This is a genomic window from Pseudonocardia aurantiaca (assembly GCF_039526725.1).
Classification (GTDB): domain Bacteria; phylum Actinomycetota; class Actinomycetes; order Mycobacteriales; family Pseudonocardiaceae; genus Pseudonocardia; species Pseudonocardia aurantiaca.
In genome coordinates this window covers 430,597-446,597 of record NZ_BAAAJG010000010.1, presented here as the reverse complement: position 1 = coordinate 446,597, position 16,001 = coordinate 430,597, and the positions used below count along the sequence as shown (strand labels likewise).

Sequence of the window (16,001 nt, the reverse complement as noted above, 5' to 3'; positions counted from 1 at the left end):
ACTGACGATCTCCTTGTGGCACCTTCAGCGATCACAACGAGGGAGCCACGCCGGAACAGATATCAGCGATCCTCGGTCGCTAGGGGTTTGGCGTTTGTGCAGAGTTTCAGGGGCTCCGCGTCGTCACGCCCGCGCCCCGGCGTCTGGTCGCGGGCAAACCTCAGAACCGCGCGACGATCTGCTCGAACAGGTCGGCGAGCTCCTGCGGACGGGACAGGAGCGGAAAGTGCGAGCCTCCGATGAGGAGCGCATCGCGGCCGGTCAGCAGCGTGGCCGCCCACGTCGCCCATGCGTCAGAGACGGCGCGGTCGTCGGTCGCCTTGACGTAGCTGGCCGGAACGGCAGGAATCGTGGGCTTCGACGTCGGTCCGGCGACGCCCGTCACCGATTGGCGCACGAGATGCGAGATCGCCTCGTCGGCGAGCGCCGGATCGAGGTCATGGAAGAAGTACTCCCGCGCCGCGTCGGGCGCCATGGTGATCAGTCCAACGTCGTCCGGGGTCCAGTCGGCAGGGTCGGCCGAGATCACCGGGAGCGGTTCGTCCTCGTACTCGCCAGGCGGCAGGTTGATGCACGAGCAGAGGTAGATGATCCCCTCGACCGGGATCCGGTCCGGGAGCCGCATCGCTGTCCAGCCGGCGATCGAGTGTCCGACGACGACAACGGGATCGGGAGCCGACCCGAACGCGGACGCAACGACATCGAGGTATGCGTCTGGATCCGCTGTCGTGTCGCTGACGGGCAGATCGACCGTAAGGACTCGGTGGGAGCGCCGCTCGAGCTCGTCGCGCAGCTTTCCCCAGCACCAGGAGGTTTGGAAGCCGCCGTGGATCAGCCCGAAGGTGGTCATGATGTTCCCCTAACGAGGTTCGGAGAAGTCGGTGTCAGCGGATCGTCCCGGCTCGCGTGAGGGAGTCGACTTCTATCGGCCGTGAAGCCCGGGTGGCCGGCTGCGCGGATTGCCGAGCCGCTCGGGATCGCCCAGGTCACGGTCCACAAGTGGGTCCGCCGGTCCCGGTCCGGCACCCTTACCGAACGGCGTTAGAAAACTAGCGCCAGGTCGAAGCCAGTTCAAGACCTCGGTGCCGAAATGTCGAGCTCTCGTGTGCGCCTGACCTCCGCGTCGGGCGATGTTGTGCATCGCGATGGGTGGCGGCATCGTCGGTGGTTGAACCACGCACCAATCACCGTTAGATTATTGGGGTGTCGGACGTTCACGTGGCCGTGGAAGACTTCGATCACCACAGCGAGGAGTTCGCCGAGCACTGGCGGGAGCAGTACGCCGATCTCCGCGAACGGTGTCCCGTCGCTCGGACGTCCCGGCACGGCGGCTACGCGGTCGTCACGCGCTACGACGACGTCATGCGCGTGCTGCGGGACCCGGCCACCTTCGCCTGCGGCCGGGATCTGGAGTTCGACGGGCGCCGGACCGGCGGTGTGACCGTGCCGGTGAACCCGGTACGGATGGGCATGATGGAGATGGACCCACCGGAGTCGGTGGCGTATCGCCGGGTCCTCGCGCCGCGGTTCTCGGCCAAGGCGATCCAGGAGTACCGCCCGCGCATGGCGGAGATCGTCAGCTGGACGCTGGACCGGGTCGTCGAGTCGGGCCGGATCGACTTCGTCGACGACCTGGCCAATCCGCTTCCCGCGCTCGTGTCGCTGGACTACTTCGGACTGCCGCTCGACAAGTGGGAGGCATACGCGACGGCCCTCCACAAGGCTGCCTACCGGGAGAAGGGTTCGGCCCGCGCCGTCGGCGAGCTGCTGACGGACCTTGCCGGCATCGTGGCGGAGCGGAGGAGGACCGCCGGTGAGCGCGGCGACATCGTCGATCGGCTGCTGACGGCCGAGATCGACGGCGCCACGATGGACGACGAGACCGTGACAGAGATGCTGTTCATGCTGCTGAACGGCGGGATCGACACGTCGACCGCCCTGATCGCCAGCATGTTCCGCTACCTCGGTGAGAACCCGGACGAGCGCGCCCGGCTGGCGGCGGACCCGTCGCTCATCCCGACCGCGGTGGATGAGATGTTGCGCTACTTCACCCCGGGGACGGGCGTCGCACGGACGGTCATGCAACCGGTGGAGCTCGGGGGCGTGCAGCTGCAGCCGGGGGAGCGGGTGTTGCTGGCGCTCGGCTCCGCGAACAACGACCCGGACACCTTCCCGGAGCCCGACACGATCAGGCTCGACCGTGGCAACAACAGCAAGCACCTCGCCTTCGGCAACGGTGTGCACCGTTGTCTCGGGGCCTTCCTCGCGCCGGCGGAGATGATCGTCCTGCTGGAGGAGGTGCTCGGGCGCATCCCCGACTACGAGATCGACTCGGTGGCGGTGCTCCGCTACCCGACGATCCCGCTGATCAACGGCTACATCGCCATGCCTGCGACGTTCACCCCCGCGGAACGGGTGCTGGCCGGCTTCGACTCGCAGCTGCCGGTGCGGGCGTCGGCGGTCCGCGGGGGATCGTCCTGTTAGGAGCTCGATGACCGCATCACACCGGTCGGCCGCAGAGGAGCTGCTGGCCGGCTTGCCCGGCAGGCCCGCGCACCGCAGGCGAGTCGCCCGGGAGCCCGTCAGCGCCTACGCGATCCACTCCTGGTGCGACGCGATGGGGGAGACGACTCCCGCATTCACTGATGCGGCGCCTGTCGCACCCCCCGCGACGTTGCAGATGTGGACCTTCCCGGGACTGCGGCCGGGCCGTTCGCTGGATGCGGGGCCCGCGGAGCCGGGCGACCTCGACGAGTCGGTGCGTGCCACGCTGGCAGGGCTCGGCTACTCCGCGACGCTCGCGGTGCGGACTGATCAGGTGTTCGAGTCGGATCTCCGTCCCGGCGACGTGGTCGTGGCCGAGAACGCCTATCTCGACGCAACCGGGGAGAAGCGGACGGCACTGGGGCGAGGCTTCTTCGTGCGGAGCCGTACCGAGTACGGGACCGTCTCGGGCCGTCCGGTGGGTGTCGTGATCATGACCGTGCTCCACTTCGCTCCGGCTGCGTCGACTCAACGACCTCCGGGACCTTCGTCGACCGCGATGTGCCGGGACGGGACTGCACACGGTCGCCCGGGAGAGCTCAACCCCGGCTGCGAGTTCGGCCGGGTCCACGTCCCGGTCACCGCGACCCAGATCATCGCTGGAGCCCTCGCGACACGGGATTTCTACCCGGTGCACCACGACGTGACCTTCGCGCGTGCGCACGGCAACGCCGATATCGTGATGAACATCCTCACCACGAACGGGTTACTGGCCCGCGTCGTGGGCGAATGGACCGGCGCAGCGCGACTGCGTCGGCTGGTCACGACGCTGCGGGCACCCGCTTCGCCGGGGGAGGTATTGAGCGTCTCCGGCCGTGTCGAGACGATGGTCGGGACCGAGGTCGTCGTGTCCGCTCGTGCCGCGACCGGGTCTGTGGTCCATGCCGAGGCCGTGGCGACCGTTGTGCGGTGATTTCTGAGCCGGGGATCACCGCCCATCCCAGCGGCGATTGGGTCACCTAGCAGAGCTCATTCGAGGTCGTGGATTGCGCCGCTGGAGTACGGCGAGTTGGTGGCGCAAAACCAGGATCTCGATCTCCTTGGCGGTCTCGGATCGGGCGAGAAGGATAATCCGACCCAGGATCCTGACCAAGGTGAGGTAAGTCAGTCGCAGCGCCACCGGTGGATCATGCCGGGCCCGCCGGCGACCAAGCAGCAGGTCAGCGAACGTGAGCCGAGTTTTCGGGCACCCACAGGCGTGGCTAACGCGCTGGATCACCGTCCCCTGCATGCGAGACCGCACCCTCGCCATCGGCGGTTGCGGTGATCCTCCGCCGGGTGGCTGTCGCCTGCGCCTTGAAAGTTCCTCTCCGTAGGGTGACTGAGCTCTCGGGAGGCTGAGCTTTCCGGTGAGGAACTTTCGTCTTCCTGTCTTGAACCCAAGTGCGGCAGCTAGTGGGAGTTGCCTGTGCTGTGCCACTCGCCGCAAAGGAAGATGCGGCCGCCAGGACGCTGCTCCAAGCAGCGACACTCCTCGTCGCATGAGACACTGTCGACTGTCCTGCGCTAAGCTAAGCGCCTCCGGCGCCTCGCGCAGCACAGGAAGGCGCTAGTGCGCGCCTAGAGGCCTCAGGTTTCTGCCCCGGTCTGTAGCAAACTACTCGATGCAAACACGGGGGGCGCCCGGCGGACACCTGCCCGGCCTTAGTTTGCAGATGTCTCCGGCGTGCCTAGGATGCCGATTGCCAACAGGACGTTAGCCCCGGCTCTTCATGAGTGGGTCGGCATGTCGGGGGCGTGTAGACGAAAGCGCCTCGCCACCAGGGGAAACTGAGCTTGCTGAGGGCTCAGTACAACCTGATGGAGAGGCACTTTCGAGGTGCAGGCTACAACGACGCGACCGAGGATCACCGCAACCGCCGATGGTGAGGGCGTGGTGTCGCACGCGGGGTCGCAGTAGCGGTTCTGGCGGCGGTGCTTCCCGCCCTGCGGGCGGGCCGGGTGTCCCCGATGCGGGCGTTGCGGGAGGCGTAGGGCGGGATTCGGGCCTACGGAACCGGGCGGCCTGGGGAACGGCGGCGGCGGCGGCGGGAGCGCCGGAGCGGGAACGAACCTGTTGCGCGAGCCGGGGCTTGTGGTAGCGTCCCGGCTGCCTGATCTTCGGGTTGGGGTTGCGGTGGTGGTTCTGGTTGGTTGCTGACGTTGCGCAACGGGCCGGGGCCGCTCGCCGCAGGGGCTGCTGGATGTGACGTCTTACCGTCTGGCTGCGGGTCGCTGCCTCGGGCGCGACGTGTTTGCCCTCTGTGGTTCCACGTGTCTGTTTCTCTCTGTTTCTCTGTGTTTCTGCAGGTCAAGGCGCTAGTCCGCCATCTGCACCTCTGTGGTTCTTCCTCTCGGGACTGACTGTCCTTCGGCGATCTCAGGAGCTTCCGACATGGGTTGGGTGTCTGTTCACGACGGTGGGGCCGCTGGCCTCGCCGTGCGTGCTGACGCCCCCGTGCGGTTGCGGCTCTCGCCGGGGGAGCGGTTGTGGGCGGTGGTCCGGTGGGTGCTGGGTCTGGCCGCTGCCGTGGTGGTGCTGTGGTTCGGCGCGGCGTTCCTCGCGGCGTCGCCGGCGGCTGCGGCGGTCGCGGTTCCGGTTGCGGCTGTGCAGGTCTCCCAGAAGGGAGGCATCAGCAGACCTGCGGGCGGTAAGAACAACGGCGGTAAGAAGAAGGATCCCGGCAGTGGCTCCGGTAGCGGTTCCGGCAGTTCCGGCAGCAGTTCCGATTCCAACTCCGGCTCGGACTCGGGCTCTCGCTCGAACGATTCCGGCTCGAACAACTCCGGCTCGAACGGTCGCAGCTCGAACGACAGTTCGGGTTCGAACAACCGCTCCGACTCCGCGAGCCGGAACTCGGACAGCTCGAACTCGAAGAGCTCGGACTCGGGCACGTCGAACGCCCGGAACTCGAACAGCGCGAACAGCTCGAACACGGCCAACGCGGCGTCGACGAAGAAGGCCAAGAACACGGGCGCCAGTGCGGAGCCGGCGAGCGATACTTCGGGCGGGTCGGCTGCGCGGCAGTCCAACTCGCGCAACCAGACTTCGGCCAATAACGCCGGCGACAACAAGTCGGGGCGCAACTCCGGGCAGAACCAGTCCGCCGCCACGGACTCCTCGTCGAAGAAGTCGCGGAACCAGCAGTCCGCTTCCGCGGGCGACGAGCGAAACGCGCAGGACGCGGCGCGCAGCACGAACGACAACTCCGACCAGCAGTCCGGCCGGCAGGCCGACGGTGAGGGCCAGCGGCAGCGTGGCGACGACCAGTCGGATGCCAAGAAGGCCCGCCAGCGTTCTGAGGCGAACCAGCGGGACAACCAGTCCCGGAACCGGAACGGTGACGACGGCGCGGATATCGCCGCGACGGCCACCGATGCCGCGGAGAAGGCGCGCGACGAACTGCGGGCCCGGGTGGCTGTCGAAGCCGAGCGGGTCAGCACCACCGTCCGGGAGCGGATCGGTGATGCGCAGCAGGAACTGGTTCGTGGCCGCGCCTCCGACAACCAGCGCGCCGTCAACTCGAACGACAACTCGAACGACAACTCGAACGACACCCAGAACCAGAACGAGCGGAACAGCCGGAACAACAAGCGGGACAACGGTGGCAACGACCGGAACACCGATTCCGGCACCCCGTCCGGCACCCAGTCCGGCAAGGGTAAGAACGCGGACGCCGACGCGGTCGAGCGTGTCGCCGAGCCGTGGCTGCGGCTGGCCGAGGACGTGACCGGTGGCGCGGCCGACCGGGAGCTGGCCCAGGTGCGGGAGAAGCTGAGCGCGGCGCTGGACGAGCGCGGTGCGCGGGGCGCGGACACCGCGACCGGTGAGAGCACGGACGGGCGCTCCGCGGGCGAGGGGCGTTCGACCTCGGCCGGGGCGACGGCGAAGAAGGTCCGCGACGAGGTTGCGCGGCGAGTGTCGCAGCGGCTGGGGTCGGCGACGGCCGGCGCGGACTCGGCGGGCGGGAACGCCGGCTCGGGCCGCGGGTCGAATGCGGACCGGGGTGCGCGGGACACCGGGAAGGTCGAGGACCGGGTTCGGGCCGAGGTCGAGCGGTGGGTGTCGGAGCTGGCGTCGAACGACTCCCGCCCCGCGGTCACCGACGGTGACGGCGCGACGGGGGCCGGGCGGGCGGTGCAGGCCGCCCGGCGCGCGACCACCGACGCCGCGGACGCCGCGACCGAGCGGGGTGGTTCCGGTTCGGTGGACCGCGCGGAGATGCGCCGTTGGGTGGCCGGGCAGGCCAAGTCGGTGCGCGCGGCGGTCGCCGAGAACGGTGACGTCGCGGGTGCGGTGGAGAACGTCGTGGACGGGTTGCGGGAGTTCGTGCCCGACGCGGTGCGGGCGGCCTCGAAGCGGTCCGGGGTGTCGGACGCGGAGCTGCAGCGGGCGGGGCAGAAGAAGTCGGACCGGGCGGACCGGGCGGACGGGGCGGACGCGCAGGGCGTGTGGGCGGCGCTGCTGGAGTCCTCGGGTGCGCGGGACGGCGCCCCCGCCGAGCGGGTCGCGGTGACCGAGGTGTCGCTGCTCTCGGTGAACCCGACGGGCCGCAGCTCGCGCGGCCCTCCGCGGGACGGGGAGTGGGTCGATGGCGAGTGGGTGGCCGATGACCAGGACGACCGGTACGACGATTCGGCGGCGCAGACCGAGCGGGTGCTCGAGGGCCGGATCAAGGCCGACAACAACCGCGAACAGCTGGCGCAGGAGAAGAAGAAGGTCAGCGCCGGTGAGGTGAGCGCCGCCCAGCACGCGAAGAACCAGCGGGAGTCCCGGCAGCAGGCCGAGCAGCTCGCGGCCGACCGGGCGCAGCTGTCCCCGGAGCGCAACGACCTGATCGACCAGGTCGTGGACGGGCACCAGGAGCTGACCGCGCGGGAGAAGCAGCTCGCGGCGGAGGAGAAGAAGGTCGCCGCCGGCACCGTGGACAAGCGGACCCACGCGCGGAACGTGGCGGCGTTGGAGACGCAGCGGGAGAAGGTGTATGAGGCCACCGACGAGCTGATGGCGGCCACCGACCACAACCCGGGCGTGGTGCCCGAGGACGGCATCGACGGCGAGGGCGCGGCCGCGGGTTGCGGGTCGAGCGGGGTGTTCGTCGAGTGCGGCGCGGTGAGCGAGAACGCCGACGGCAAGCGGGACCAGGACCGGTGTGTGGCCTTGGCCGGGGTGTCGGGCGGGTGTGGGGCGCAGTCCAAGTCGGGCGACAACGAGGGTTCCGCGTCGTGCACCCTGTCCGGTGCCGGCCGGGGGTGCGGCAGCAGCGCCACCAGCCGCGACGATCGGGGTGAGCTGGCCACGGCGTCCGCGCGTTGCTCGGGGGATGCGCGGAGCTGTGGTCAGCACAGCCTGGCCACCCCGGACGGGGCGGCGGCGGCGTGCACCTCGGGTTCGGGTGGTTCGTGCCGCAGCGACTCGACGGGCCCGGCCACGCAGCCCGGCACAGCGCCGGGGTCGCGGGATGGGTCGGGGCGTGACACGGCGGCGTCGGCGGCGTGCACCGGTGAGTGCGGCACCCAGACCTATGCCGACCGGTGGAAGGCCGAGTCCGGCTGCGACACCAAGGCTGGGGCGTGTGACAGCAGGTCCAGCGGCTCCGGCAGTGACGACCAGGCCGCCATCCGCGCCGCGAACACCCGCGAGCGGGGCGGCGAGGCCCGCTCGGTCGCCTACACCGGCGGCAACGGCGATGGCGGCAGCACGGTCAGCCGGGGCGCGGGTAGCGGGTCGGCGCGTTGTGAGTCGGCCGCGGGTTGCGGCACCTCCAGTTCGGTCGAGCTGGGTGACGGCGCGGGTGACGTGAGCGCCGACGCCGGGGTCGACTGCGACGGCACCTGCGCGGGCACCGCCGCCGCCACCTCCGACGGCGGCCACCAGGCCACCCCGGCAGCCGACCCCACCGCCACTGCCGCCACCGCCGTGCGCGCGCCGGCGACCACGACCAACGGGTCGGCGAACTGCACGGTCAGCGCGGGTGGCTGCGACGCCCACAGCGGCACCGAGACCGGTAGCGCGGACGAGGCCGGCACCGCGGGCGGCAGCGACGCCACCGTCAAGGTAGACGGCACCGGCACCGGCGCGGCCGCCACCGGCGGCTCGGCCAACGGGGTGCGGGCGGCCGCCGCCCAGTCGAGCACCGGCAAGGCCACCTGCGAGGCCACCGCCGGTGGCTGCCAGGCCCACAGCGGCACCGAGCTGGACAGCCCGGTCGACCAGCAGCGGGCCTGGCAGGCCCGCCGGTCCGACCGCACCGGCACCGGCACCGGCACCGGCAACCGGGTTCGGCAGGCCGCGCTGACCGACGGCGACGCCACGGCGTCCAGCACGGCGGGGTCGAGCGTGGACTGCGGCGGCGCCGCGGCCTGCACCGGCAAGGCGGCCGCCGAGACCACCGGCACGGTCACCGGCACCCCCGCGGTGGCGGGCGGCCCGGCCCCGGTGCGGGAGACCAGCGCGTCCTCCAACTGCACCACCGCCGCGGGCGACTGCTCGATCCAGGCCGCCTCGCAGGTCGGCGACTCCGCGGCCGCGCCGTCCCGGGCCGACCGGCGTGCCGCGGCGGCGGGTGGGCAGCCGGTCGCCGGGCGGGAGCTGGTGGCGTCCAGCACCGCGGGCGCGCGGGCCGACTGCGACAGCGCCCTGTGCACCGGCTCGGGTGCGAGCAAGACCTCGGGCTCGGCGTCGGGTGACGTGACCGGGGTGCGCGACAGCACCGCCACCTCGACCTGCTCGGTGCACGGCACGGGTGGCGGCTGCGACGCCGCCTCCGACACCACCGTCACCGACCGCAACCCCACTGCCGACCCCGCCGGAGCGGCGAGCGGTGTGGTGGCGGTGGCCGGTCCGGTGAGCGTGTCGAACGCGACCGCCGCCGTGAACTGCGACAGCACCGACGGCACCGGCGGCACGTGTGGTGGCAGCGCCGTCTCGGAGACCAGCGCCCGCGACACCGCGGTGTCGCCGCACGCCCGCGGCACGAAGGCGTCCGCGGACTGCACGGTGACCGGCGGTGGCTGCTCCGGCGAGTCCACCTCGTCCGCGTCGTCGGCGCCGGACTACGTCGTCGTCGACCCGGTGACCGGGCTGCCGGTGGCGGGCCAGCCGGCCAGCGGCCCGACCTCCACGTCGTCGTCGACCGCGACCCTGTCCTGCGCGGCGGGCGCGAACTGTTCGGGCACGGTGAACACCAGCACCGCCGGGTGGGACGGGGCGGTCAACGGCGGCGCGCCGCGCACCTCGACCGGCACCGCGTCCTGCACCGCGGGCACCGGTGACTGCCAGGTCCGGTCGGTGTCGCAGGCCTCCACCGGCTCCGGCGCCGCGGTGGCGCTGGCCGGCTCCCAGGCCGGCCCCACCCAGACCGGGACCGGGACCGGGACCGGGACTGGGACTGGGACTGGGCGGGGGGTCAACGCGGCGCGGCTGACCGCGGGCCCGTCGGCGGCGTCGGCCGCGGGTGCCGCGCTGACCTGCGAGGGCCAGGGGGCGTGCACCGGGAAGGTGTCCAGCGCGGCCACCGCGACCGACCCGTCGGTCTCGCCGGACCCGCGCGGCTCCCGCAGCGAGGGCTCGTGTGCCGGGGTGACCGGTGGGGTGTGCCAGGCCGTCACGAACTCCGGTGCCTCCTCCGGCCCGGACGCCAACGTGATCGCGCCGCTGGTTCAGGCCCGCTCGACCGCGAACGCGACCGTCTCCGAGGGCACCGTCGGGGAGCAGCCCGCCGGCCAGGACCAGCCGGGTCAGCCGGGTCAGGACCAGCCGGCGACCCCGCCGGCGCCGACCGCGCCCGGTTCGAGTGCGAACTCGGGTGGGCCGACGGTGCCGGGCGCGTCCAGCTGGACGAGCGCCTCGGCGATGCTGGACTGCGCCGGTTCGGCCGCTGGTTGTGTGGGCACCGCCTCCAGCTCGGCGGCCGGCAGCGACGGCCCGGCCGCGTTGAACGGTGCCACCGGGGCGCGGGGCCCACCGGCGGGCGGCACCACCACCAGCGCGAGCTGTGCCAGCGGGCAGTCGGCCTGCCAGGCGCAGACCAGCTCCACCGCGGGATCCGGCCAGGTCGTGGCCGACATCATCGCCGAACAGCAGAACAGCACCGCTGCCCAGTTGGCCGCCCAGGCCAGGCAGGCGGAGCAGGCAGCCGCGGACGCAGCGCGCATCGCGAGGCGCGTGGGTGCCACCGACGAGCAGAAGAAGACCGCCGCCGACGCTGCGAAGGCAGCCGACGAGGCGGGCAAGGCCGCCACCCAGGCAGCCGAGCTGGCGAAGAAGCCGGTCCGGAACGCCCCGGCGACGATGGCCCAGTCGACCGCGGCCGCGCAGTGCGCCGGCCCCGACTGCCAGGCCGTCACCACCGGCGCCACCTCGGGCATGGCGGGCGACTCGCGGACGAAGGCGAGCTGCACGGCCGCCGACGGCGGGTGCGCGGTGGGCAGCAACGCCAGCGCCGTGCTGGTCCGGGACGCGGGCCAGACCCAGGGCAAGAAGCCCAAGCCGATCCCCGGCCTCACCGGCACCGGCCAGGCCAACTCGCAGCTGATGTGCCCCGAGGCCGGTTGCACCGGCCGCGTGTCCGGGTCCGCCGAGGCGACCGGAGGACCCGACGGCGAGAGCAGCCGCAGCACCGCCACCGGCGCCACAGCTTGCGACGGCAGCCGCGCATGCCTCGCGCAGATCACCGCCGACTCGAGCGTCACGGTCACCGCCGCGGGCATGGCAGAGCCTGACCGGTTCGCCACCACCAGCGCGTCGGTGACGGCGGTCTGCGACGACGGCTCCCCGGCGGGTTGTGCGACGAGCGCCTCGTCGACCACGCATGCGGCCGGGGCTCGCGAGGTGGCCGGCACGGCCACCTCGACCTGCGTGGCCCCCGGTGCGTGCCAAGCCGCCACCGGCGGGTTTGCCGCGAAGGATCTCGTTGAGGTCACTTCCAGCTGCGCGGGCACCGGCTGTCGCACCCACACCGAGGGCAGTGCCCGCGCGTCCGCGCCGGGCGGGCTGAACACGGCGAGCTCGCTCACCGACTGCACCGCGGGCGAGCGCGGCCAGTGCGGCGGCATCAGCCGGGTCGGGGCGAGCCCGACCGGTGCCCAAGTCTCGGCCACCTGCCAGGGCAGCGAGGGCTCGGTATGCCGGCACCGCTACTCGGCCTCGAGCACCGCCGCCAGCACCACCGCCGGGAATCGAGCGAAGGCGGAGGCTGCGTGCGGCGCCGTCGGTGGCAGCGGATCCGGCTGGTGCGCCACCAGTGCGGCCGCCGACACGGGCGCCGGCCACGCCATGGCCGCTGCGGCCTGCCAGGGCAGCCCAGGCTCCGGCTGCTCGTACTCCTACCGCGCGCAGAGCACCGCGTCGGCCACCGGGCCAGGGGCGAGCGCCCGGGCCAACGCCATCGGGCACGGCTCCGGCACGTTCGGCGGCGGGCAGGCCGCCACGAGCGCCTCCGCGACAGCGGGACCCGGCTCCGCGCAAGCGGCGGCGTCCTGCACAGGGACGCCCGGCACGAGCTGCAGCCACTCGTACTCGGCGTCGGCCGCGGCGTCTGCGTCCGGACCCGGTACCTCGGCCTCGGCGTCCGCGAGCGGTTCCGGCGGTGGCGCGATGGGCGGTGGTGGCGTCGCGGTCACGGCGCAGGCGTCGGCCGGCCCGGGCTGGGCCCAGGCCGCGGCGTCGTGCGTCGGCGCAGCGAACTGCCGGCACTCCTACTCCGCGTCCGCGTCCGCGTCGGCCAGTTGGGCTGGTCCGAAGGGGAAGAGCTGGGCCAGTGCGTCGGCGAGCGGGTCGGGCGGCGGGGGCCAGGGCGGTGGTGGCGTCGCGGTCACCGCGCAGGCCCAGGCCGGCCCCGGGTACGCGAGCGCGTCGGCGACGTGCTCCGGGGCGGCCAACTGCACGACCAGTTACACCGCGCACGCGGAGATGTCTGATCACCGCGACGTGCCGGGAGGGTATTGGGACGCGTTCGGCGAGGCCACCTGCTCGGGCGGCGGGTCGTCTGGTGGGGGGTGCGGGGTCACCGCGTACGCCGTCGCGGGCCCCGGCGGCGGTGGCGGCGGTAAGTGCTCGGGCAGCTACTCGTCGTGCCACACCGATGGTGGCAACACCTTCACCTCGACGGTCCCGCAGAAGCTCGCGCCGGGGATGGTGCTGGACAAGAACGGCAGGCCCGTTCCGATCGAGGAGCTCGGGCCGGACGAGCAGGCCGTCTTGATCGAGCGCGACGAGAACGGCGACGTCGTGTGGAAGATCAAGCCGAAGGGCGGGGAGGCCTACGGCGACACCTGTGCGGCGCCGTGCACCGGGGTGGACGAGCGAGGGCCCGGCGGCGAGCGGGTGACCTTCGACCCGAACGGGGGCGACGAGGCCTACCGCGGCGGGATGCCGATCGAGCCAGGCAGCGACAAGCGCGACGAGGCGAGCGGGTCCGAGGGAGTCCGGCTCGCACGCGACCGCGAGGGCGACGGCGGCGGCTGGGTCCGCGGCAGGGGTCAGGTGACCAACGGCCGTACGGGCGAGACCATCCGCTACACCCGGGTGGCCGACTCGGACAAGCCGCGCAACGACTTCCGGCTGAGCAACGCGGCGGGCTCGCCGTTCCAGAGCAGCTGCAACGGCGGCTGCGTCTACACCGGCGCCGAGCTCCCGGGCGATGCCGGGCGGGACCGGCTGACCGTCGAGGGGTCGTGGGGCACGATCACCGGCCGGGACGGTCACGGGAACCCGGCCCGGATCTCCTTCGACGGCAAGGGCCACTTCGTCTCCGCCGAGGGTGACACCCTCACCAGCCCGACCGGTATGGCGCAGGGCCGGGTCGACATCGTCACCCGCAACGCCCTGGGCCTCGGCGGCTCCATCTCCCTCAACGGCTGGGGCACGATCATCTCGGCCGAGGGTGCGCAGCTGCAGTGCTACAGCTGCGAGGGCACGCACTACATGCCGACCGAGCGCGGCAAGGGCGGAATCAGCACCTGCAAGGTCGGCCCCGGCGGTAGCTGCAACGGGGTGGGCGCCGAGTGGAAGGGCGGGCAGGACTACCAGACGATCTCGGTCCGCCGTGGCGGCTCGGGCGACGCCGAGTTCGTGCAGTTCCTGCGAGGCGCCGACGGCAGCGGCGGCGGCGCGGTGGCCTTCGTCAACGGCGACGGCGAGGCCTACGGCACGGACGCGTTCGGCAACTGGGTGCAGACGAGCGGCAAGGGCGGCCGCACCGGGCTGCTGTACGCGGAGGCCGACGGCTACAACAAGGGCCAGGCGTGCGTGGCCGGCGAGGGCGGCAGTTGCCGCGGCTCCGAGCCCGTCGAGCGCCGGCTGGAGTGGGTGGAGCCCACCAAGGACGTCACCAAGGCGCTCGGGCTGTACGGGCCCGGGGAGCGGCCGCCCGGCTTCATCGGGCCGGTTGCCCCGTCCGGGTCGGCGTCCCTGCTGAACCGCGGTCGGGCCGCGTTCGCGTTCACCCGGGACCAGGGGCACCTGCGCTGGATGGCCGAGGACGGCAACGAGCAGGTCCAGCCGGTGGTCGACGCCTTCGCCGAGGCGAAGCGGGGTGGCATCACGCCGGAGGAGGCAAGCGCCCTCGCCGAGCAGATCAACGCCCTTGACCCGGCGACCCGGGAGCGCCTCGGCCGCACCGGGGACGCCCTCGACACGGTGCTCACCGTCAAGGGCACCCAGGAGCGGTCCACGGAGGACATCGAGCGCCAGCTCGCCGAGAACCCCCAGCTCGTCCGCAACCTGCTGGGCGAGCCGAACCTGACGGATCCGTCCCAGGACCAGCTGACCAGGGCGAAGAACATCCTCCTGGACCAGCAGGCGGTCTCCCGGCAGGCCGCCCAGGATCTCGGCGAGCTGCGGCCCCGCCAGGACGCGCTGGACCGGCGCCAGGCGGCCTACGAGCGGGCCCTGCAGGACTACTACGCCGGCCGCGGCGGAAACTACAAGGACCTCGAGGCCGAGCGGGTCGCGATCAACGAGCAGGCTGCCGCCCTCGCCACGGACCGCAGGCCGTTCCTCGATGACCTCGACCAGTCGCAGGGCACCCTGCGCGCCTACGACGCGTACGCCGCGGGCGTGGCGGGCGACCCGGCCTACGCCGGCGACATCGCGCTGGCCCGGCGCAACCTCGACGCGGTCGCCGGTGTCGTCGAGGCCATGCCGGCGCCGGAGACGCAGAAGCAGCTCGACACGGCGGTCACGATCGCCACCTTCAGCGACGCGGTCCGGATGGGCTACGAGGCCGCGATCGAGGCGCCGCGCCCGCCGTCGAACCGCCTGAACGACATGCACCTGCCCTCGACGGGATCCGCGGACCTCGCGCTCGCGCTGCGCTCGGCCGCCGGATACGACTACATCCAGAAGGTCGCCGACGACGCGAACAGCCCCTTCGCGAACCTCAACCCGGACCAGCTCTCGAACGTGGCCGCGACGTGGACCTACGGGGACCGCGACCCGGCCCAGATGACCGACTTCGAGGTCGCCCGGCTCGGCAGCACCCCGTCCAACGCCGACCAGGTCGCCGGGCTGCTGCTCGGTTGGCGGGGTACGACGGACCAAGAGCGGGCGGAGTACGACGAGCGCAAGGACGCGATCTTCCGCCAGATCAACCAGAGCTGGCTGCGGCGCAACGTCGGGTCGGTCCTGTCGGACGGCGAGCGGGAGCGGGTCGGCGACCTGGTCAACGACACCGATCCGAAGAGCGTCATGGGGTTCTTCGAGTTCATGCTCGACGGCGCACACTGGACGACGGCCGAGTCGGTCCGGCAGTACAACAAGCGGTTCGGCGCCAGCACAGATCACTTCGGCCGCAACCTCGGGCGGGACGCGGTCACCCTCGGCGCGGGACTGCTCTCCCTGCCCGGCGTGGTGATCGGCGGCGGCGTCGTCGAGGGACGGAACCGGATCAAGAGTGAGGGTTGGGGCGCCGCGCTGTACCTGTCGCCGGTGACGGGGATTCCGCGGATGGTCGACTCGATGGTCAACCCGGAGGACTACTTCGACGAGCCGCGGAAGCCGGGCGAGTCCGAAACCGACTACTACAACCGGGTCGCCCCGCTCTCCGGCAGCTTGATCCGCACACCGCTGGCCAATGCCGGCCACCGCTGGTTCGGCGATGGTGACGTGTCCGACGACTACCACGACCGGCCGCTCGTCTCCTTCATGGAGGACGCGCTCCCGATCCTCGTCGTCGCCGGCCCGGTCGCCGCCGGGTTCCGCGGCGGGGCGGCCGCCGCCGCGGCCCGTGCCTCCACCGCGCGGGCAGGCCTGGCGCGGATCAACGGTCTCGCCGAGACCCCCGCTACCGCGGCGCTGGCCCGGTCTCTCGGGTCCGACATCGCTCGGTTCGAGGGCCAAGCCGCCCGCCGCAACGCGATCAGCCAAATCGCGAGCGTCCCGCTGCACGTGATCAATGCGCCGTTCACCGCCGTCGGGCTCCCGGTGCGCGCCGCGGCGTTGGGCGTCCGCATGGTGGCCGCCCCGGCCGCGCGCG

At 72.4% G+C, this 16,001-nt stretch carries 11 protein-coding genes and 1 pseudogene; 4 read left to right on the top strand and 8 right to left on the bottom strand.

Going from position 1 to position 16,001, the window contains the following annotated elements:
- Nucleotides 1-160: 160 nt before the first annotated feature.
- A complete protein-coding gene (locus tag ABD143_RS17695) occupies nt 161-850 on the bottom strand; it encodes an alpha/beta fold hydrolase (protein ID WP_343979082.1) in 690 nt (229 codons plus the stop codon).
- Nucleotides 851-931: 81 nt separating this feature from the next.
- On the opposite strand from ABD143_RS17695, the gene ABD143_RS38225 reads away from it, so the two are divergent.
- The 3 genes from ABD143_RS38225 to ABD143_RS17685 all read left to right on the top strand — a co-directional run bounded on the left by ABD143_RS38225 (nt 932) and on the right by ABD143_RS17685 (nt 3,457).
- On the top strand, nt 932-1,045 hold the full coding sequence (locus ABD143_RS38225; RefSeq protein WP_379659928.1) for a terminase gpP N-terminus-related DNA-binding protein: 114 nt from the start codon (nt 932-934) through the stop codon (nt 1,043-1,045).
- A gap of 158 nt (nt 1,046-1,203) precedes the next feature.
- Entirely contained in the window at nt 1,204-2,484 is a 1,281-nt protein-coding gene (locus ABD143_RS17690; protein ID WP_343979080.1) for a cytochrome P450, read from the top strand.
- Between the two features lie 7 nt (nt 2,485-2,491).
- Nucleotides 2,492-3,457, top strand: a complete 966-nt coding sequence (locus ABD143_RS17685; protein ID WP_343979077.1) for an FAS1-like dehydratase domain-containing protein — start codon at nt 2,492-2,494, stop codon at nt 3,455-3,457.
- Nucleotides 3,458-4,935: 1,478 nt separating this feature from the next.
- Here ABD143_RS17685 and ABD143_RS17680 read toward each other — a convergent pair.
- The 7 genes from ABD143_RS17680 to ABD143_RS17650 form a co-directional block, all read right to left on the bottom strand.
- The gene (locus ABD143_RS17680; RefSeq protein ID WP_343979075.1) at nt 4,936-7,734 is read right to left on the bottom strand and encodes a hypothetical protein; all 2,799 of its coding nucleotides are present in this window, start codon (nt 7,732-7,734) and stop codon (nt 4,936-4,938) included.
- Nucleotides 7,735-7,863: 129 nt separating this feature from the next.
- Nucleotides 7,864-8,040 carry a hypothetical protein gene (locus tag ABD143_RS17675; protein WP_343979073.1) on the bottom strand — a complete coding sequence of 59 codons (177 nt, stop codon included), beginning with the start codon at nt 8,038-8,040 and terminating at the stop codon, nt 7,864-7,866.
- 153 nt (nt 8,041-8,193) lie between these two features.
- Nucleotides 8,194-9,555, bottom strand: coding sequence for a hypothetical protein (locus ABD143_RS17670; RefSeq protein ID WP_343979071.1), 1,362 nt, complete (start codon nt 9,553-9,555; stop codon nt 8,194-8,196).
- A 24-nt stretch (nt 9,556-9,579) separates the two neighbouring features.
- Nucleotides 9,580-10,134: a hypothetical protein gene (locus ABD143_RS17665; RefSeq protein ID WP_343979069.1), complete on the bottom strand. Its 555-nt coding sequence runs from the start codon at nt 10,132-10,134 to the stop codon at nt 9,580-9,582.
- 138 nt (nt 10,135-10,272) lie between these two features.
- Complete coding sequence (locus ABD143_RS17660) at nt 10,273-11,625, bottom strand: hypothetical protein (protein WP_343979067.1); 1,353 nt, start codon at nt 11,623-11,625, stop codon at nt 10,273-10,275.
- 225 nt (nt 11,626-11,850) lie between these two features.
- Nucleotides 11,851-12,147: a hypothetical protein gene (locus tag ABD143_RS17655; RefSeq protein ID WP_343979064.1), complete on the bottom strand. Its 297-nt coding sequence runs from the start codon at nt 12,145-12,147 to the stop codon at nt 11,851-11,853.
- Nucleotides 12,148-12,222: 75 nt separating this feature from the next.
- Nucleotides 12,223-12,411 carry a hypothetical protein gene (locus ABD143_RS17650; protein WP_343979061.1) on the bottom strand — a complete coding sequence of 63 codons (189 nt, stop codon included), beginning with the start codon at nt 12,409-12,411 and terminating at the stop codon, nt 12,223-12,225.
- Between the two features lie 43 nt (nt 12,412-12,454).
- Between ABD143_RS17650 and ABD143_RS17645 the strand changes: the two are divergent.
- A pseudogene (locus ABD143_RS17645) lies at nt 12,455-16,001 on the top strand (hypothetical protein); the annotation flags it as partial.